An 18,343-nucleotide genomic window follows, 5' to 3' on the forward strand; every position below is an offset into this window, starting at 1 on the left:
ATTAATTATTAATTTGTTAATTAATTGTTAAAAAAACCCTTAAATATCACTAAAATTAAGAAAAAATTTAGTGCCCTTTGGCTAATATTTAGGCATAAGTGACGCTTTGTGACTTGTATATAAAATTAGTAGGAGGAGATTGATGCAAAACGGTGCAAAAATTGAGTACGATTACTCAGTTGCAAAAGCCTTTACATTTGCAACAATTTTGTTTGGTATCATTGGTATGACAATTGGTGTTATACTAGCGTTTCAATTAGCTTTCCCAGGTTTAAACAACCTAGCAGGGGAATATGGTACTTTCAGTAGATTAAGACCTTTACACACTAATGGTGTTGCTTTTGGTTTTGCTCTAAGTGGTATTTTTGCGGCATGGTATTACCTTTCGCAAAGAGTATTAAAGGTTTCTTTAAAAGAATCGCCATTTTTAATGGCAGTAGCAAAATTACATTTTGCTTTATACTTCATCACTATTCTTTTAGCTGTTGTTACTCTATTTATGGGTATTACAACTTCAAAAGAGTATGCTGAGTTAGAGTGGCCATTAGACATTTTAGTTGTTGTATGGTGGGTTTTATGGGGAATTTCAATTTTTGGTTTAATTGGAATTAGAAGAGAAAGAACTTTATATATCTCTATTTGGTATATGATTGCTACATTTATTGCTGTTGCAATGTTATATTTATTTAACAATATGGAAGTTCCAACTGCATTAGTATCAGGTTATGGATCGTGGATTCACTCTGTTTCTATGTATTCAGGTACAAATGACGCACTAGTACAATGGTGGTATGGACACAATGCTGTTGCATTCGTATTTACTACACCAATTATTGCGATGATTTATTACTTCTTACCTAAAGAATCAGGACAAAATGTTTATTCTTATAAACTTTCTATCTTAGCATTCTGGGGATTATTATTTGTTTACTTATGGGCTGGTGGACACCACCTTATTTATTCAACTGTTCCAGATTGGATGCAGACAATGGGTTCTGTAATGTCAGTTGTATTAATTTTACCATCATGGGGATCTGCTATTAATATGCTTTTAACTATGAAAGGTGAATGGCAACAGTTACAAACAAATACATTAATTAAATTCATGGTATTAGCTTCAACTTTCTATATGTTATCTACTATTGAAGGTCCAATTCAAGCTATTAAATCTGTAAATGCAATTGCACACTTTACTGACTGGATTCCAGGTCACGTACATGATGGTGTATTAGGTTGGGTTGTATTTATGATTATGGCTGCTTTATATCACATGGTTCCAAGAATGTATAAAAGAGAATTATACTCTAAGTCATTAATGGATACTCAATTCTGGTTACAAACAACTGGTATTGTTTTATACTTTACATCTATGTGGATTGCAGGTATTACTCAAGGTATGATGTGGAGAGCTTATGACGAATATGGTTCATTAGTTTACTCATTCATTGATACTGTTGTAGTATTAAAACCATACTATACTATTAGAGCTGTTGGTGGGTTATTATACCTAATCGGATTCTTTATGTTTGCATACAACATTTATAAAACAATTAAATGTGGTAGAGTATTAGATAAAGAACCAGTTAATACAACGCCTGTAGCTGCATAAGAAGGAGGGAAAAATTATGTTTCATTGGTTTGAACAAAGACCGTTTTTCTTTGCGGTATTAGTATTCGTATTTATTTCATTTGCAGGTATCGTAGAAGTAATTCCAGATTTTGCAAAACAGTCTAGACCAACAGTTGGTACTAAACCATATACATTATTAGAGTTAGCAGGTAGACAAGTATATATCAAAGATTCTTGTAATGCGTGTCACTCTCAATTAATTAGACCATTTAAATCAGAAACTGATAGATATGGTATGTACTCATTATCTGGTGAGTATGCTTATGATAGACCATTTTTATGGGGATCAAAAAGAACTGGACCAGACTTAATGAGAGTAGGAAACTACAGAACTACTGACTGGCATGAAAATCACATGTTAGATCCAGAATCTGTTGTTCCTGGTTCAATTATGCCAGCATATCCTCACCAGTTTGAGAATATTGCTGATTTAGAAACTGCATATGCAGAAGCATATACAGTAAAAACAGTATTCAATACTCCATATGATGTAGATATTGATGGAGATGGACAAATTGATGTTCCATTAGGTGATTTTGAATCTGCTATTGCAAAAGCAAAAGCTGATGCAAAAGAGATTGCTGCTGATATGAAAAATCAAGCTGTAAAAGATGCTGTTGCAAACGGTCAGGTTCCTGAAATAGTTGCATTAATTGCATATTTAAATTCTTTAAAATAGAGGTTCTTAAATGGATTATGAAACACTGGTTACTGTGCAAGGTTATGCTAAATTCTTTTTGATTTTAGCTGTATTTATTATTTTTTACTCTTATGCTTACTCTATATACAAAAGAGATAAAAGTGGTGAAAGAGATTTTGAAAAATATTCTAAACTAGTGCACGATGATGCAGATGTTTCAACTCCTCTAGAAGATAGAAAAAAAGATAAAGATATAGATAATAAGGAGACATAACATGAAATCTATGGTAGTAGGTGGAATTGTTCTTATCATCGCTTTATTAGCAGGAACTTACTTCGCAGCAGGTGATGCTTTTAGTAGCGATATTTCGAATATAAATAGTTTAACAATGTTAGGTGCTGTAGCAATTATTACTATTGTAGTATTTGTTGTACTTAAGTATGTTAATCAAATGAAAAATGATACAGCTAGTGGTGAATTAGCTGAAGATAATTGGGATGGTATCGGTGAGTATAAAAATCCTATTCCTACTGGATGGGGATTAGCATTTATTGGTACTATCATTTGGATGTTCTGGTACTTTACTGTTGGTTATCCAATTAATGGTTTCTCACAAATTGGACAATGGAATGAAGAAACTTTAGAATATAACAAGAAGTTTGAAGCAAAATGGGAAAACCCATCACAAGAAACACTTGAAGCAATGGGAAGTTCATTATACTTAGTACAATGTGCTCCTTGTCATGGTGTTGATGCTGAGGGAATTAACGGTAAAGCTCATAACTTAACAAAAAGATTTGCTAAAGATCAAGTTGTACATGTAATCAAAAATGGTGCAAACAACTTAAAAACTGCATATCCAGCTGGTATGCCTCCAATGATGTTAACAGAAGATAAAGACATCAATGAAGTAGCTGAATATGTTGCAAATGGTTTCCAAGGTGAACAACCAGCTTCTTATGCTGTTTGTGCCGGATGTCATGGTATGGACGGTAAAGGAATGGCTTATGTTGCTCCAAACATCAGAGAGTATGACGATGCTATCGTTATGGCTGTATTAAAAGATGGTAAAAAAGGAAACATTGGTGTTATGCCAAGTTTTGATGGAAGACTTAACGAAACTCAAGAAAAAGCTTTAGCTACATACATTAGAAGTTTAGGAGAGTAATATGGCTGGAAATTCGCAAATGAATGAAAATGAAAGAGGAATCTTTAAATTACATGGTATTACAGGGATGCTTATAGCAACTGCTTTATTACTTACAATTCTAGTAGTTTTAACTGTTAATGCAATTAAGGTTCAACAAAATGAGGCTGATAACTATTACAAAGTTAACCAAGATTTAAATGGTTTAAAAATGAATAGTTCAGACAACCACAAGCAATATGAGCTTGTTGGTAATGGTAAGTAAGGAGTAAAGTATGGAAAAAATTATAGGTGTTTTACTTTTAGTTTCTGCCGTTATGACAGCTTACTATGGGTTCTTTGACTCAACTAGAGTGTTCGTTGGATAAATGAAGAATTTAGTTAATTTTAAAATAGCAGTGTTTTTTTCACTGCTATTTTTTTTATCATCAAACTTATTTGCACAAGGTTATATCTTAAAAGATGACGGACTAATTGATGCAAGAGCACAAGAAAAAATAAATCAAATTGGAAATGAAGTTAAAACTAAATTAGGTGTAAGTATTTATATTTATACTATCAAAGGTTTAGATTTACCAGAAAAACTTCCTATGAAAAAGAAATTTGCTACAATTAAAGCTCATGAAAATGAACTTTTACCGGCTCTTAAAAAGCCTTATATTCTTTTAACTGCGTTTATAGAAGATACACATGTAAATTTAATTCACTCAAATGATTCATTAAAACAAATTGTTGATAAAGATGATATTTTAGATGGATATGTTGTACCTTTATTGGCTTCAAAAGATAAGAACACACTTTTTGCTAAAGTTAGTGCTTCTATGTTAAATGGTTATGCATCAATTGCAGATACATTGGCTTCAAATAAAGAAGTTAAACTTGAAACAAGTATTGGAAATGAAGGAAAAGTTTCTAGTACTATATGGAGAGTGTTTATGTATACTATTATTGTAACAGGACTATTAGCTTATACTTATGCAGTATTAAGAAAAAGGAAATCATAAATTTATGAAAAATAGAAATTACTGGCCGCTTTTTTTTATAGGAATATTTTCATTCGTATTTTCAATGATTATATGGACTATATATAGTACTTCTCAGGCTAACATCGATGAAGATGAAAGCTTTATGAAGGAATATCAAGATGTAGATGCATCATATAATGATATTATGAATTCAAATAAAAAATTCAATAGTTTATATGATCTAAAACTAGTTTTAAATGATAGAAGTTTTGATTTAAATGTTGATGATATTATGCACTCACAAAGAGTATTAGAAAAAAGATCAAAACATAGAGATGTTATGATTTTAGGAACTAATACTATGAAAATATTTGCAATTGACAAAAAAACAAATATTAAAAAAACAATTGATATTAATTTAAAAGTTACAAAAAGTAGTACTATTGATAATGATATTTTATTAGATAATAGTAAATTTAAAAACAATAACAATGAGTATGTAACTCAATTTGATATTACAGAAGAAAACAACTGGAATATAACAGGTATATTTAATATTGATGGTAATGCAGGTTATATTTATATAAAAACAAATGCTAGAAAAAAATAGATTATTTGTTTTCCCCACATCAAGAGCTATTAGAACTTTTTTAGGTGACTTAAAAGGTTCTAATAGTCTTCTTCCTTTTACTCTTACAATTGACGAGTTTTTTAAAAAATCTACTATTATAAATGATAAAAAGTATTGCGATGAAGAGCAAAGATTTTTATTTTTAAAAGAAGCTATTAAAGATATTGATGTTTCTAAACTTGGAATATCAGATAGTTTTACAAAGTTTTTAAAACAAAATGAGTATATATATAGATTTTTTACAGAACTTTCAAGTGAAAAAATATTGATAGAAGATATTAAAACAGCAGATACTTATGATTATTATTTTGAGCATTTAGAGATATTATCAAAGATTTATGACAATTATGTGCAAATACTTGATAAGAATGGCTTTGTTGATAGGGTGACATATTTTAAGTATTTTGATTTAAATAAAAGCTATTTAAATAAGTTTAGTGAAATAAATCTGGTATTTGAAGGCTACTTTACAAAAGTTGAGTTTGATATAATAAAAGCTATTTCAAAAGAAGTTAGTTTAAATATAAAGTTTTTTTCAAATGAATATAATCAAAAATCTCTAGAAGTATTTAAAGAGTTTATTGAAGATGATAAAATTGAAATAGATTTTGAGTATGTTGTAAATATGAGTGAAAAAAAAGTCACTTATAAAAATGAGATGAAATCACAAAATGGTTATGTTGAAATTAAAGGTTTTAATTCAAGAGTTAATCAAATAGCTTTTATCAAAGCTTCGATTGTAAACTGTATTCAAAAAGGAATAAATCCTTCTAATATAGCATTGGTATTACCTGATGAGAGTTTTGCTTCTACAGTGCAGTTATTTGATAATGAACGCTATTTTAACTTTGCTATGGGTAAATCAATTGAAAATAGAAAACTATATGAAGTATCAAATGCAATTTATAACTATCTTAATGAAAAAGAGATAGTTAATATTGAGAGATTAAACTATTTAAAAATTGATAAAAAATATGTTGATGATAATATTCAAAAAATTTATACAAAAATTTGTACAAAAGAAAACTTTGAGTTTTTATGTGAATATATAAAAAGCTTTGAAAATAATAATGAATTATGTGAAAAGTTTGATGACCTTGTTTATAAATTAAAAAGGTTACTTTTTATTTCAGAAAATCCTCTTTTAGTAAAAGATGTATATAAAGTTTTACTTCAAAGAATAAAAGAGATAAAACTAGATGATATAAATTCTGGAAAGATTACTGTTTTAGGATTGCTTGAAACAAGAGCAAATAGTTTTGATGCTGTTATTATATGTGATTTTAATGAACAGTTTATTCCTAAAGCATCTGTAAAAGATAAGTTTTTGTCTTCAAAAATAAAAGCTATGACAAATCTTCCAACTTTAAGCGATAGGGAACTTTTACAAAAGTACTATTATAAAAGGTTGATTGACTCATCAAAAGAGGTTTATATCTCTTATGTAAACTCAGATTCAAACCAAATTACAAGATTTGCAAATGAGTTATTTGCAGAGAAGATAGATTATAATGTATACGATAACTCATATAGACATATTTTATACAATAACCATACTTTGAAACATTTCGATAAAGCTATAATTGATAGAGTTGATTTAACGAAGTTCTCTTGGTCAGCTAGTTCACTTAAGAGTTTTTTAGATTGTAAAAGAAGATTTTACTTACAATATGTTTTAAAAATCTCAGATCATGATATATCTTTGAAACCAAAATCTTTTGAACTTGGAAATATAGTACATGAGATATTAGAAAAGTACTATACTATTGATGAGAGCAATTTAGAACTTGATTTTAGAAAAATTGAAAATCTTTTTAATGACTACAGAAGTGAAAACCCACTTTTAGCTCTTGATTTAGAAATATGGAAAAAGAAACTTCATGATTTTTATATTTATGATTCTAAAAGGCTTCAAGACTCAAAGATTTTAGCTTTAGAGAAAAGTTTTGAGATAGAGTTTGATGGTTTTAAATTAAAAGGTATAGTTGATAGAATTGATTTTAATAATCAAACAAATAGATATGAAGTAATAGATTATAAAACATCTTCATCTTTAAAAGTTGATACTTTTAAAAATTATGAAAAAGCTATTGATTTTCAATTAGAGTTTTATTATCTTGCTGTAAATGATTTATATAAAGATGATAATATTGATACTTTTTATTATGACTTAAACTCTGTTAAATTAATTGAAGAAATAGCTTTAGATAAAAAACTTGAACTTTTAAGTACTAAACTTGAAGAGCTAAAAGAGTTAAGTAAAAATGATATAAGTTTTGAAAAAACTGAACAAAAATCATCTTGTAATTTCTGTATTTATAAAACTATTTGTGATAGGGAATAGAGATTAAGGCAGAGTGCGAATATAAGATTCGCTTCTGCTCTTAAGTATTATTTACTAGTAGCTATAAGTACATCTTCAATAATCTTAGTAATATCACCATCTAAAATAGCATCTACATTTGAATATCCAATATTACTTCTAGTATCTTTTACTTGCTGATATGGTTGAAGAACATAAGATCTAATTTGATGTCCCCACCCAATTTCACTTTTTTCAATACCATCTTTATCTGCTTTTTGTTTTTCAAGTTCTAATTCATATAGTCTTGATTTAAGCATTTTCATAGCACTTGCTTTATTTTTGTGTTGAGATCTGTCATTTTGACATTGTACTACAATACCTGACTCAATATGTGTGATTCTAATTGCTGATTCTGTTTTGTTTACATGCTGACCACCAGCTCCACTTGCTCTATATGTATCAATTCTAATATCTTTATCTTCTATTTCAATATCAATATTATCATCAATTTCTGGACTTACCATAACAGATGCAAAAGAAGTGTGTCTTTTTGCATTTGAATCAAAGGGTGAGATTCTAACAAGTCTATGAATACCATTTTCAGCTTTTAGATATCCGTAAGCATTTTCACCTTTTACTATAAATGACACATCTTTGATACCAGCTTCATCCCCTGGCTGATAATCTAGTAGCTCAATCTTATAGTTGTATCTCTCAGCCCATCTTAAATACATTCTATAAAGCATTTGTGCCCAGTCCTGAGACTCAGTACCACCAGCACCTGGGTGAATAGATACAATTGCATTTGAAGCATCATCAGGATTACTTAACATAACAGAAATTTCAGTTGATTTTATAAGTTCTCTTAACTCCTCAGCTTCTTCATAAAGCATCTCAATAGTATCTTCATCTCTTTCTTCATTTGCTAGTTCAAAAAGGTCATTTGTTCCACTTAAAGCTTCATTTGCCTTATTAAATTTACTTAGTTTTGAAAGAATTCTATTTTTTTCAATACCTATTTTGGTAGCTGTGTCAACATCATTCCAAAAGTCTTGTTGTGCTTCTAGTTCTTCTATCTCTTTTAATCTTGTATTTAACTCATCAGGCTTTAAAACACCAGTAATATTATCAAGTTTTGTATTTAATGTCTTTAGTAGTTCACTATATTCGTATGCGTCCATATAATTAAATCCTTTGGATGGATTATACAAAAAAGTTGTATAAGAAGTGGTTAGAGTAAAAGCTTTTTAAAAATTAGAACCGATTGGTTCTAATTTAAGATTATTTATTTATTGATTTTAAATAGTTACTTATATTTTTCAAGTCTTCTTCTGTAGTACTAGCAGCATATGGTTGCATAATAATAGCTCTACCGTTACCATATCTTTCATCATCATTATCTCTATCATATGATATGTAAGCATTTATTGCTATTTGCATTTCTTCATAAGAAAGTGTGTTTAAAGGTCTTGAAGCATTCATTGCATTAAGTTCTCCTTTTTGACCATGACATGATTGACATTTGTTAACATAAAGTTTTTTACCTTCTTCTTTAGCTTTAATTTTTCTTTCAATCTCTTGTTCTTTTTTTTCTTGTTCTTTTTTAGCTTCTAGCCTTTTTACAATTCTAGCTTCTAGTTCTTCTGATGAAAGATTTGAATTTGTAGTTACAAAATTAGATGAAGATTTACTATCTTTGAAAATATAAATAAAATTATACTTTCCTTCATTTGTTGTAGTGATTTTTATATCATCTACAGTCCAGCCATTTTCTTTCATATCTTTGATATTGTAGATGCTTTTACATTCTCCTCCATCAAGTTTTGTTTTTTCAATTGTACTCATAGAGTTATGGTTTTCTTTAAAACACATAGTTGTTTGTGCAAAAAGTGCTGTTGAAGTTAATAGTGTAAGTGTTAGTGGTTTTAAAAGTCTCAATTTTTATCCTTTTATTTAAAAAGGATAGTTTAGCATAAATACTCTTATATAAAATTTTTAGGCAAAAAAAAAGCTAGAACCGAAGTTCTAGCTTTCCATAAGTTTAGTAGTATAAACTAAACGCTTATTAGAATTTGTAAGTTAAGTCTAATCTTGCGTGAGTTTTGTCTGTATCAACATTATTTACTTCTTGAGTATAGTCAGCATATCTAACAGTTAATGTTGTAGATTTAGCCATTTTGTAAGAAACTTTTCCTACAATTTCTGATGCTTCAGTTTTAGAAACATCAGCTTCACCCCATCCGTAATCTAATGCAAAAGATACATTTTCCATTACAGGTACAGTTGCACCGATAGCATATGCTTTCATATCAGCAACATTTCCAGCAACAAAGTTAACTAATTCAATAGTATTTGCTGATGAATCATCAGTTACGAATGCAGCATTATCTTCATCATTGTTTAAGTAAGTAGCTCTTAAAGCAACGTTAGCAACTTTTCCTGATGCTGATAAAATGTAAGTAGTACCATCTTTTTTTGCTGCATCTTCAAAGTCAGTTGTAGCATATCTAGCACCTAATGCAATATCAGCAACTTTAGTAGAAGCAACTAATGTAGTATTTTTAGAGTGGTCAGATACTGTAACATACCATGCTTCAGCATTTACTGGACCAACAGAACCTAATAAAGCAGCTGCATTAATGTCTGATGTAAGTGAAATCCCAGAGTTGTTAACAAAATGTGCACCAACTGCTGTAACAGGACCTACAGTATACATACCAACAAAACCTTCACCTTCTTCACCATCAGTATTTGGAGTGTTAATGTCCATTCTACCAGCATTAACTGTAGCACCATTATTAGTGTAAGAGAAGTATGCATTAGATAATTCTAATGCTTGTTTATCATCAGTAGCAGTTTCTTCATTTTGCTGAGTATCAGCTTCAATATCAATAACAGCAGTTAAATTGTCATTGATTTTATTTTTTAACTTAATATCAGCATCAATTTCAAACCCTGATTTTGACCCATCGTTATCAGTTTCAGTTACAAAAGATTCAACATATAATTTACCCGATACGTTTACACCTTTGATTGCTTCTTCTAATGATCCAGCGTTTGCTGCAGTCATAGCCATTGCAGCTACTAAACTTAATTTTGCGATTTTTTTCATTTGTTCTCCTAAAATTTCGAAATCTTTTATCAGTTTACCGGAGCGCGCGAACTCATTTAAAAACTAGTTTTAAAACTTTTCCGGCTTACCGTTACGGTCATTCTACTGCACTAAATTTTAAAGTTTTCTTAAAAGTTATGTATTTCATGTTAATTGAGTGTTAATTTAAGGTTACTTTTAATTAACAAGCTATTAACTCTTGATTAATTACTAAGGGATACAATACAATCACTTAAAATATCTGGCTTTGATATTTCAATTTTTAGATTATTAATTTTATACAGTTTGTATAGCTTTCCCTCCATGTAGGCGATTGCTTCTTCTAGTAGTTCAAATTTTTTCTTTTTCATTTGTTTTTTTATAAAGTCTGAAACTTCACTATAATCTATGAAATAATCTTTTTTATAAATGTAGTTAAATGATACATTTATAATAACTTTTTGTTTTTCTTTTCTTTCAAAGGGAAGTATTCCAATGATACATTTGAATGTTAGTTCTTTTATGTTTATTCTTAGATTTTGTTTCATATTGTTTATGTCCTTATGATTTATTGTAGTAGAAAATTTAGATTTATTTTTTGATTAAGAGGAGATAGGGGAAGAGCTATCTATAGTAGATAACTCTCTTTTCATTGGGAAAAAAAACTTATGTTAGATAACTTTTTTTTCCTCTCCCTTGATAATTCTTACTATATTTGGGATATGTTTATAGTAGATAATAAATGCTATTAGATACATAGGAGCATTTGAGCCTATGTCTAAGCCATCATTCATAAGTGTAGCACTTACTATTACAGCTGTTAATCCTAAAAGTGAAGATAGTGATGAAATTTTTAGAACTTTTGCAGCTATTATCCACGTCAGAGCTCCTATTAAAGTTGCAACTGGTACTAAAGCTATATATACACCAAGTCCAGTAGCAACTCCTTTACCACCTTCAAGTCCTAGGTATATAGAATAACAGTGACCTAAAACTGCTAAAACAGCAATCATCCATAAAGTTTGTTCATTCATTCCCATACTCATAGCTATTAAGATTACTACTGTACCTTTTAGTGCATCAAGTATTACTGTTGCGATACCTAGTTTTTTTGCTAAGCTTGGATTTGTTTCTTTTACTACTCTTAGTACATTTGTTGCACCAATTGATTTACTACCTTGAGATTTTATATCAACACCTGCGAAAGTTTTTGCAAGAAGAAGTCCAAAAGGAATAGAACCTATTAAATATGCTGCAAGATAAAATAGCACATTAGGGTTTGTTAAAAAATCCATTTATTACCTTTAATTTGTTGTTTATAGTGAGTTTTCACCTATTTAGTTAAAAGGATTATAACTAAAATTTAGTTATATTATCATTTAAATATGTTTTATTGAAGGTTTATTTTGAATTTAAAAGAAGAGATAATAAAGCTTAAAGAGGAGCTAGATGTAACACTTGTAGCTCATTTTTACCAAAGAGATGAAGTTTTTGAATTAGCAGATATTACAGGTGACTCTTTAGAATTAGCAAAAAAAGCAAAATTAACAGACTCAAAATTTATTGTTTTTTGTGGTGTTGGTTTTATGGGTGAGAGTGTAAAAGTACTTGATCCAAATAAAAGAGTTTTAATGCCAAAAATTGCATGTTGTGCAATGGCAAGAATGATTGATGAAGGTTATTACGAGCAAAATTTAAAACAAATAAATGATGCAGGAATACCAAATGAAAATATTTTACCTATTACATATATTAACTCAAGTGCAAGAGTGAAAGCAAGAGTTGGTGAGATGGGTGGTATGGTTTGTACTTCATCAAATGCTTATAAGATTATTGAAAAAGGTTTAAAGTCTGGCAAAAAAATATTTTTTGTTCCAGATAGATGTTTAGGGCAAAACTTTGCAAAATCTTTAAATCTAAAATCAGCAGTTGTTGGTGATGGAACTGATTTAAAAGAAGCTGATATTATATGTTACAACGGTTTTTGTTCAGTTCATCAGCAGTTTACTGTAGAAGATATAGAGTTTTATAGAAACAAATATCCTGATATTTTAATTGCAGTTCATCCAGAATGTGATCCAAGTATTTGTGATGAGGCTGATTTTGTAGGTTCAACTTCTCAGTTAATTAAATATATTAAAGAGTTACCAGAAGATCAAAAGATTGCAGTGGGAACTGAGTTTAATATGGTAAATAGACTAAGAGAAAAGAATACTTATATTTTAAGTTCTACAAAGCCTGAGTGTCCAACTATGAATGAGACAACATTAGAAGATGTTTACAATACTTTAAAATCAATTAAAGATGACAATATCTCAAAAGAGAATGAAATATTTATTGATGAAGAGACTGTTAAATACGCAAGAGTAGCATTAGAAAGGATGTTTGAAGTATGATAAACATAAAAAAATTTGTTAAAAATGCCATTATAGAAGATAATGGTAGAGGGGATTTATTCTTTGATGTTGCTCCAAAAGGAAGATTTACAGCAAGAGCTATTTCTAAATCTGATGGTATTGTTGCAGGTATTCAGTATGCAAAAGTATTAGCAAGAACTGAAAAATTTGATTGTAAATTTCTTAAAAGAGATGGTGAAGAGATAAAAGCAGGTGAGGTTATAGCTGAACTTGAGGGTAAAGCTTCCGTTTTACTTTCATCTGAGAGAACTTTTTTAAATATGCTTCAACATGCAAGTGGTATTGCAACAGAAGCAAATAAATATGCAAAACTTTTAGAAGGTTATGATGTTGTTTTACTTGATACAAGAAAAACAAGACCTCAATTAAGAGATTTTGAAAAGTATGCAAGTAGAGTAGGTGGTTCTATAAATCACAGACTTGGACTTGATGATTGTTTAATGCTTAAAGATACTCACTTAAGAACTATTAAGGATTTAAAAGGCTTTATTAAAAAAGCAAGAAAAAGAATCTCTTGGGTTACAAAAATAGAGATTGAGTGTGAAACATTTTCGCAAGTAGAAGAGGCTATGGAAGCGGGTGCTGATATAATCATGTGTGATAATATGACTCCTGAACAAATTAAAGATGTAGTTAAATACAGAGATGAAAAATATCCTCATATTTTATTAGAAGCTAGTGGAAATATAAATCTTGATACTATTCAAACTTACGCAAAAACAGGTGTTGATGCAATTAGTAGTGGAAGTATTATACATCAAGCTACATGGTTAGATTTTTCAATGAAGTTTGATTAATAACAAAAAGTATTGTTAACTTTTTGTTATCACAAGTTCAATAGAATTAAAAGCTTAAGCAAAAGGAGAAGGATTGGAAAAAGATTTTATTGTTAGTAATAAAATAGATATGGCTGATTATACAAAAGCCTTAGATTTAATAGAAAAGAGTAAATATATACTTATCATTACTCATGTAAATCCCGACCCTGATTCTATTGGTTCAGCTTTAGCTTTATCAAATTTACTTCATGAAAATAGAATAAAGCATAAAGTATTTAACATAAGTTCTGATTTGCCAGAGAATTTAAATTTTATTGAAAGATTTGACAAAATCACAGATCAGTTGCCTAAGTTTTTTGACTTAGCCATATCTGTTGATTGTGGAACATATAAAAGACTAGGTTTTGAATTAGACCCAAGTATTCCACTTATAAATTTTGATCATCATAAATCAAATAATGGTTTTGGAACTATAAACATAGTTGATTCACAAAAAAGCTCAACAGCTGAAATAGTATATGACTTTTTTAAACACAATGGTTTATATATCACAAAAAATTCTGCAACTGCACTTTATGTGGGGATATATGATGATTCATTGGCATTTTCATTGGGAAGATGTGATGAATTAACTTTTGATAAGGTGAACTTTTTAGTTCAATGCGGAGCAAATCCATCTGCAATTGCAAATAAGCTTTTAAGAAGAGATTCACTAGCAAAATATAGAATCATACCTAAGGTATTAAATAGTTTAGAACTTTACAAAGAAGGTGAAGTCGCATCAATTTATGCAAAAGAACTATGGTTTAAACAAACAGGTGCACACAATAGAGATTGTGAAGATGCCTTAGATATGATTATGAGTATGGCAATTGTAAGAGTTGCAATTTTTGTAAGAGTTGTAAATGGAAGTACGAGAGTATCTCTTCGATCAAAAGGAAAATTTGATGTTGCAAGAATTGCATCAAATTTTGATGGTGGAGGGCATTTAAATGCTGCTGGCTGTGCTATTGATACAATAGATGAGCAAGAAGCAAAAAATTTAGTAATAAAGGAAATTTTTGAGTTTTACAAGTAGAAAAAAGAGTAATAAAGTTAAAAAATTATTAGTATATATTGTTGTTCTTTTAATAGTAGGTATAACAGCCTTTGTTTTTTTATCTCCAACTTTTGAAAAGAATGCTCCTAAAGTAGAATTTTCACAAGATAAGTTTTGGAATTTTAAGAAGCCATTAGAGATTAAGTTTTCAGATGATAATGAAATAAAATCGTATAAAGTTGCATATTTTGATGGAAAAGAGTTAAAAAAACTTGAAACAAAGGTTTTAAATAACAATGGAAAAGAGATTTTAGTAGAAGTTATACCTCCTAAGTTTAATAGACTTCAAACCGCTCCTAAACAAATTGTTTTAAAAACAGAAGTTATTGATAATAGTAAATGGAACTTTTTTAAGGGTAATATAACAAGAGAAGATATTAATATTGATATTGATAGAAAAAATCCAGTTGCAAATGTAATAGCTAATTCTTATTTAATAAGACAAGGTGGAAGTGCTAGTGTTGTTGTTGAAGTAAAAGATGAAAATCTAAAAGATTTTTATATCTCTTTTAATGATGAAGAGAGATTTGAACTTATTCCTTTTTATAAGAAAAACTTTTATATGGCAATTGTTGCTTGGCCAGTTACTATTGAAGAGTTCAAAAGAGTTAATTTAGTTGCAATTGATAAGGCTGGAAACAAAACTACTACAAAAGTACCATATTATATTAAAAACTTAAATGTAAAAGTTGATGATATAAAGATATCTAGTAGTTTTGTAAATAAAGTTAGTAAAAATGTACTTTCTAAAAGTGGATATGATATTCCAGATGGAATAGCAGAAGCTTTTGTAATGGCAAATAAAGACTTAAGAGCCGAAAATGTTAAAATTATAAAAGATGTATCTAGACAAAATTTAGATTATTCAATTGTTACAAGTTTTGATTTAGATGCTTTTAATCAATTAAGAGGTTCAAAGACATTTTCAAGATATGCAGAAAGAAGACACTATTATTATAATGGCAAAAAAATAGATGAAGCTTGGCATTTAGGAATGGACTGGGCTAGTATTAGAAATGCAAAGATTTATGTAACAAACCCTGGAAGAGTTGTATTTAAAGAGTATTTAGGGATCTATGGACACACAGCTATTATTGATCATGGCTTTGGTTTATCTACTCTTTATGCTCATACAAGTAAGTTAAATGTAGAACTAAATGATTTTGTAAATGCAAAAGAACATATTGCAAATACAGGCTCTACTGGAGCAGTATTTGGAGATCATCTTCACTTTGGTGTATTGGTTCAAGGTCTTGAAGTTAATCCTTTAGAATGGATGGATAAAAAGTGGATAGATATTAATATAAAGAAAATTTTAAATCAAGCAAAGAAAGTGATAGATACTAAATGAAACAAAGAACAATAGCTAAAAGTGTTGAAATTGTAGGAGTAGGACTTCACAAAGGAGTTCCAGTTAAAATGAAACTTGAACCATTAGATTCTGATATGGGGATAGTTTTTTATAGAGTGGATGCTGGTGTTACTATACCTTTAGAAATTGATAATGTTGTAGATACTAAAATGGCAACTGTTATTGGGAAAGATGATGTTGTTGTATCTACAATTGAGCATCTTTTATCAGCTGTTTATGCATATGGAATTGATAACCTAAGAGTAGTAATTGATAATGATGAAGTTCCAGTACTTGATGGAAGTTCATCTGGTTATTGTATGTTAATTGAAGAAGCAGGTATAAAAGAGCTTGAAAAATCAAAAAAAGCTATAAAAGTAAAAAAAGAAGTTGAAGTAACGACACCAGAAGGGAAAAGAGTTTGTTTAAAACCATCAAATAGAATCATATATGATTTTCAAATCTCTTTTGAACATCCATCAATAGGTGAGCAAAATTTTCATTTTGATTACTCTATTGCTGAATATAAAGAAAATATTAGTAGAGCTAGAACCTTTGGATTTTTGCATGAGGTGCAATACTTAAGAAGTATTGGTCTTGCAAAAGGTGGTTCTATGGAAAATGCTATTGTATTGGATCAATCAAAGGTTTTAAACCCTGAGGGTTTAAGATACACAGATGAGTTTGTAAGACATAAAATATTAGATGCAATTGGTGATATGGCACTTCTTGGTTATACAATGGTTGGTGAATATGATGCAATTGCTGGAAGCCATCACTTAAATCATCTTTTAACAAAAGAGTTATATAAAGATGAAGCAAATTATGAAATAATTGATTTAGAAGAAGCTAATGAAGAAGCAGAAGTATTTGAACTTGCTTATTCAAAAGTAGAAGTTTAGGACAAAAATTTGACAGAAGTTTTAGTTATTAGTATCTCTAATCCTATTTTAATAGGTATATATAAGAATGAAAATTTAATAAAAGAGTATAAGTTAGAAGGTAAAACTTCTGACTTACTTCCCCAACTATTTGAAAAAATATTAAAAGAGTATGATATAGATAGATTAAACTATGTAAACACACCTGGGTCTTACATGGCGATAAAAGTATCATATGTATTTTTAAAAACTGTAAGTATCACTAAAAATATTGAGTTAAGAGCCTGTAGTGGTTTTGAATTTAATGAAAACTCTCCAATAAAAGCCCTAGGAAAAAAGTACTTTATTCAGGATGAAAATGAAATTAAAGTAGACTTTTTAGAAAAAGATTGTATAATTCGCGACTTTGAATTACCTAAGAGTATAGATAAAATAAATTTTAATAAACAGACATTACCAATTTATAATTTACCTGCTGTTTAAGAAGGAAATAGATGAAAGTAAGCGTTCCAGCTACTAGTGCAAATTTAGGACCAGGGTTTGACTCACTTGGTATTGCAATTACTATGAAAAACCAAGTAATCATTAGACCATCTAAATTTCATAGTGTATCATTAAAAGGAGAGGGTGCTAATAACCCTGTATTAAAAGATAACAATATGTTTATCTCAATTTTTAATGATTTCTATCATAATTTGTCACATAAGAAAAGACATTTTAGATTTGAATTTTTTAATGAAATTCCATTATCAAGAGGTTTAGGAAGCTCTTCTGCTGTTATTGTTTCAGCAATTGCAAGTGCCTATGCTATTGAGGGAATTAAACTTGATAAGAATAAGCTACTAAATCTAGCTTTAGCATATGAAAACCATCCTGATAACATTACACCAGCTGTAATGGGTGGATTTAATGTAGCAACTGTTCAAGACAATGAAGTAAGATATATTAACAAATCAATACCAAAAGCTTTGAAAGCTGTTATTGTTGTTCCAAATAGACCTATTTCTACACAATTATCGAGAAAAACCTTGCCTTTTAAATACTCAAAAGATGATGTAATATTTAATATTTCACATTCATCATTATTAACAGCAGCATTTATGAGTGAAGATTGGAAGATGTTAAGAACAGCATCTTTAGATAAGGTTCACCAAAAATATAGAATGAAACAGATGCCAGAACTTTTTGATGTACAAAAATCTGCACTTAGAAGTGGAGCTTTAATGAGTACTCTTTCAGGTTCAGGATCTACTTTATTTTCTATTTGTTTTGCCGATGATGCAAAGAGAATTGAGAAGGCTTTAAGAAATAGATTTTCACACTTCAAAGTATTTACTAGTGACTTTGATAACACTGGTGTGAAGATAGATTTATAAGTTTTTTGATAAATAAGTATATTTTAGGTA

Annotated in this window: 20 protein-coding genes; 15 read left to right on the forward strand and 5 right to left on the reverse strand. The window is 29.2% G+C overall.

Going from position 1 to position 18,343, the window contains the following annotated elements; genetic code table 11:
* The first annotated feature begins 142 nt into the window (after positions 1 to 142).
* The 8 genes from ccoN (at position 143) to NJU99_RS01845 (ending at position 7,358) form a co-directional block, all read left to right on the forward strand.
* Positions 143 to 1,609, forward strand: a complete 1,467-nt coding sequence (gene ccoN / locus NJU99_RS01810; RefSeq protein ID WP_254577027.1) for a cytochrome-c oxidase, cbb3-type subunit I — start codon at positions 143 to 145, stop codon at positions 1,607 to 1,609.
* Between the two features lie 16 nt (positions 1,610 to 1,625).
* A complete protein-coding gene (ccoO, locus tag NJU99_RS01815) occupies positions 1,626 to 2,309 on the forward strand; it encodes a cytochrome-c oxidase, cbb3-type subunit II (RefSeq protein WP_254577028.1) in 684 nt (227 codons plus the stop codon).
* Positions 2,310 to 2,319: 10 nt separating this feature from the next.
* Positions 2,320 to 2,544 (forward strand): cbb3-type cytochrome oxidase subunit 3, encoded by a 225-nt coding sequence (locus tag NJU99_RS01820; RefSeq protein WP_254577029.1) that lies wholly within the window; start codon positions 2,320 to 2,322, stop codon positions 2,542 to 2,544.
* A 1-nt stretch (position 2,545) separates the two neighbouring features.
* On the forward strand, positions 2,546 to 3,439 hold the full coding sequence (locus NJU99_RS01825; protein WP_254577030.1) for a c-type cytochrome: 894 nt from the start codon (positions 2,546 to 2,548) through the stop codon (positions 3,437 to 3,439).
* A gap of 1 nt (position 3,440) precedes the next feature.
* Positions 3,441 to 3,683: a DUF4006 family protein gene (locus NJU99_RS01830; protein WP_254577031.1), complete on the forward strand. Its 243-nt coding sequence runs from the start codon at positions 3,441 to 3,443 to the stop codon at positions 3,681 to 3,683.
* Positions 3,684 to 3,786: 103 nt separating this feature from the next.
* Positions 3,787 to 4,422: a hypothetical protein gene (locus NJU99_RS01835; protein WP_254577032.1), complete on the forward strand. Its 636-nt coding sequence runs from the start codon at positions 3,787 to 3,789 to the stop codon at positions 4,420 to 4,422.
* A gap of 4 nt (positions 4,423 to 4,426) precedes the next feature.
* The gene (locus NJU99_RS01840) at positions 4,427 to 4,993 is read left to right on the forward strand and encodes a hypothetical protein (RefSeq protein WP_254577033.1); all 567 of its coding nucleotides are present in this window, start codon (positions 4,427 to 4,429) and stop codon (positions 4,991 to 4,993) included.
* The gene (locus NJU99_RS01845; protein ID WP_254577034.1) at positions 4,977 to 7,358 is read left to right on the forward strand and encodes a PD-(D/E)XK nuclease family protein; all 2,382 of its coding nucleotides are present in this window, start codon (positions 4,977 to 4,979) and stop codon (positions 7,356 to 7,358) included. The genes NJU99_RS01840 and NJU99_RS01845 overlap by 17 nt, the downstream gene beginning before the upstream one ends.
* 47 nt (positions 7,359 to 7,405) lie before the next feature.
* On the opposite strand, the gene prfB is transcribed toward NJU99_RS01845, so the two are convergent.
* The 5 genes from prfB to plsY all read right to left on the reverse strand — a co-directional run bounded on the left by prfB (position 7,406) and on the right by plsY (position 11,705).
* Positions 7,406 to 8,500: a peptide chain release factor 2 gene (gene prfB, locus NJU99_RS01850; protein ID WP_254577035.1), complete on the reverse strand. Its 1,095-nt coding sequence runs from the start codon at positions 8,498 to 8,500 to the stop codon at positions 7,406 to 7,408.
* Positions 8,501 to 8,600: 100 nt separating this feature from the next.
* Complete coding sequence (locus NJU99_RS01855) at positions 8,601 to 9,257, reverse strand: c-type cytochrome (protein WP_254577036.1); 657 nt, start codon at positions 9,255 to 9,257, stop codon at positions 8,601 to 8,603.
* 127 nt (positions 9,258 to 9,384) lie between these two features.
* Positions 9,385 to 10,431, reverse strand: a complete 1,047-nt coding sequence (locus NJU99_RS01860) for a major outer membrane protein (protein ID WP_254577037.1) — start codon at positions 10,429 to 10,431, stop codon at positions 9,385 to 9,387.
* A 203-nt stretch (positions 10,432 to 10,634) separates the two neighbouring features.
* Positions 10,635 to 10,958 (reverse strand): dihydroneopterin aldolase, encoded by a 324-nt coding sequence (locus tag NJU99_RS01865; protein WP_254577038.1) that lies wholly within the window; start codon positions 10,956 to 10,958, stop codon positions 10,635 to 10,637.
* A gap of 123 nt (positions 10,959 to 11,081) precedes the next feature.
* Positions 11,082 to 11,705, reverse strand: coding sequence for a glycerol-3-phosphate 1-O-acyltransferase PlsY (plsY, locus tag NJU99_RS01870; RefSeq protein ID WP_254577039.1), 624 nt, complete (start codon positions 11,703 to 11,705; stop codon positions 11,082 to 11,084).
* A 111-nt stretch (positions 11,706 to 11,816) separates the two neighbouring features.
* Here plsY and nadA point away from each other — a divergent pair, with 111 nt between their 5' ends.
* The 7 genes from nadA (at position 11,817) to thrB (ending at position 18,313) form a co-directional block, all read left to right on the forward strand.
* On the forward strand, positions 11,817 to 12,806 hold the full coding sequence (nadA, locus tag NJU99_RS01875) for a quinolinate synthase NadA (RefSeq protein ID WP_254577040.1): 990 nt from the start codon (positions 11,817 to 11,819) through the stop codon (positions 12,804 to 12,806).
* Entirely contained in the window at positions 12,803 to 13,624 is an 822-nt protein-coding gene (gene nadC, locus NJU99_RS01880) for a carboxylating nicotinate-nucleotide diphosphorylase (RefSeq protein ID WP_254577041.1), read from the forward strand. The genes nadA and nadC overlap by 4 nt, the downstream gene beginning before the upstream one ends.
* 73 nt (positions 13,625 to 13,697) lie before the next feature.
* Positions 13,698 to 14,684: a DHH family phosphoesterase gene (locus NJU99_RS01885; RefSeq protein ID WP_254577042.1), complete on the forward strand. Its 987-nt coding sequence runs from the start codon at positions 13,698 to 13,700 to the stop codon at positions 14,682 to 14,684.
* Positions 14,668 to 16,056 carry a M23 family metallopeptidase gene (locus NJU99_RS01890; protein WP_254577043.1) on the forward strand — a complete coding sequence of 463 codons (1,389 nt, stop codon included), beginning with the start codon at positions 14,668 to 14,670 and terminating at the stop codon, positions 16,054 to 16,056. Before NJU99_RS01885 ends, NJU99_RS01890 begins: the two co-directional genes overlap by 17 nt.
* On the forward strand, positions 16,053 to 16,958 hold the full coding sequence (lpxC, locus tag NJU99_RS01895) for a UDP-3-O-acyl-N-acetylglucosamine deacetylase (RefSeq protein ID WP_254577044.1): 906 nt from the start codon (positions 16,053 to 16,055) through the stop codon (positions 16,956 to 16,958). Before NJU99_RS01890 ends, lpxC begins: the two co-directional genes overlap by 4 nt.
* A 9-nt stretch (positions 16,959 to 16,967) precedes the next feature.
* Positions 16,968 to 17,420 carry a hypothetical protein gene (locus NJU99_RS01900; protein ID WP_254577045.1) on the forward strand — a complete coding sequence of 151 codons (453 nt, stop codon included), beginning with the start codon at positions 16,968 to 16,970 and terminating at the stop codon, positions 17,418 to 17,420.
* 11 nt (positions 17,421 to 17,431) lie between these two features.
* Positions 17,432 to 18,313: a homoserine kinase gene (gene thrB, locus NJU99_RS01905; protein ID WP_254577046.1), complete on the forward strand. Its 882-nt coding sequence runs from the start codon at positions 17,432 to 17,434 to the stop codon at positions 18,311 to 18,313.
* Positions 18,314 to 18,343 lie beyond the last annotated feature (30 nt).

Source organism: Arcobacter roscoffensis (genome assembly GCF_024267655.1).
In the GTDB taxonomy this organism is placed as follows: domain Bacteria; phylum Campylobacterota; class Campylobacteria; order Campylobacterales; family Arcobacteraceae; genus Arcobacter_B; species Arcobacter_B roscoffensis.

Coding starts and splice junctions, on each gene's coding strand:
- ccoN (WP_254577027.1), top strand. CDS start 143: ATGCAAAACGGTGCAAAAATTGAGTACGATTACTCAGTTGCAAAAGCC.
- lpxC (WP_254577044.1), top strand. CDS start 16,053: ATGAAACAAAGAACAATAGCTAAAAGTGTTGAAATTGTAGGAGTAGGA.
- ccoO (WP_254577028.1), top strand. CDS start 1,626: ATGTTTCATTGGTTTGAACAAAGACCGTTTTTCTTTGCGGTATTAGTA.
- NJU99_RS01840 (WP_254577033.1), top strand. CDS start 4,427: ATGAAAAATAGAAATTACTGGCCGCTTTTTTTTATAGGAATATTTTCA.
- NJU99_RS01820 (WP_254577029.1), top strand. CDS start 2,320: ATGGATTATGAAACACTGGTTACTGTGCAAGGTTATGCTAAATTCTTT.
- NJU99_RS01860 (WP_254577037.1), bottom strand. CDS start 10,431: ATGAAAAAAATCGCAAAATTAAGTTTAGTAGCTGCAATGGCTATGACT.
- NJU99_RS01835 (WP_254577032.1), top strand. CDS start 3,787: ATGAAGAATTTAGTTAATTTTAAAATAGCAGTGTTTTTTTCACTGCTA.
- plsY (WP_254577039.1), bottom strand. CDS start 11,705: ATGGATTTTTTAACAAACCCTAATGTGCTATTTTATCTTGCAGCATAT.
- nadC (WP_254577041.1), top strand. CDS start 12,803: ATGATAAACATAAAAAAATTTGTTAAAAATGCCATTATAGAAGATAAT.
- NJU99_RS01825 (WP_254577030.1), top strand. CDS start 2,546: ATGAAATCTATGGTAGTAGGTGGAATTGTTCTTATCATCGCTTTATTA.
- thrB (WP_254577046.1), top strand. CDS start 17,432: ATGAAAGTAAGCGTTCCAGCTACTAGTGCAAATTTAGGACCAGGGTTT.
- prfB (WP_254577035.1), bottom strand. CDS start 8,500: ATGGACGCATACGAATATAGTGAACTACTAAAGACATTAAATACAAAA.
- NJU99_RS01865 (WP_254577038.1), bottom strand. CDS start 10,958: ATGAAACAAAATCTAAGAATAAACATAAAAGAACTAACATTCAAATGT.
- NJU99_RS01830 (WP_254577031.1), top strand. CDS start 3,441: ATGGCTGGAAATTCGCAAATGAATGAAAATGAAAGAGGAATCTTTAAA.
- NJU99_RS01845 (WP_254577034.1), top strand. CDS start 4,977: ATGCTAGAAAAAAATAGATTATTTGTTTTCCCCACATCAAGAGCTATT.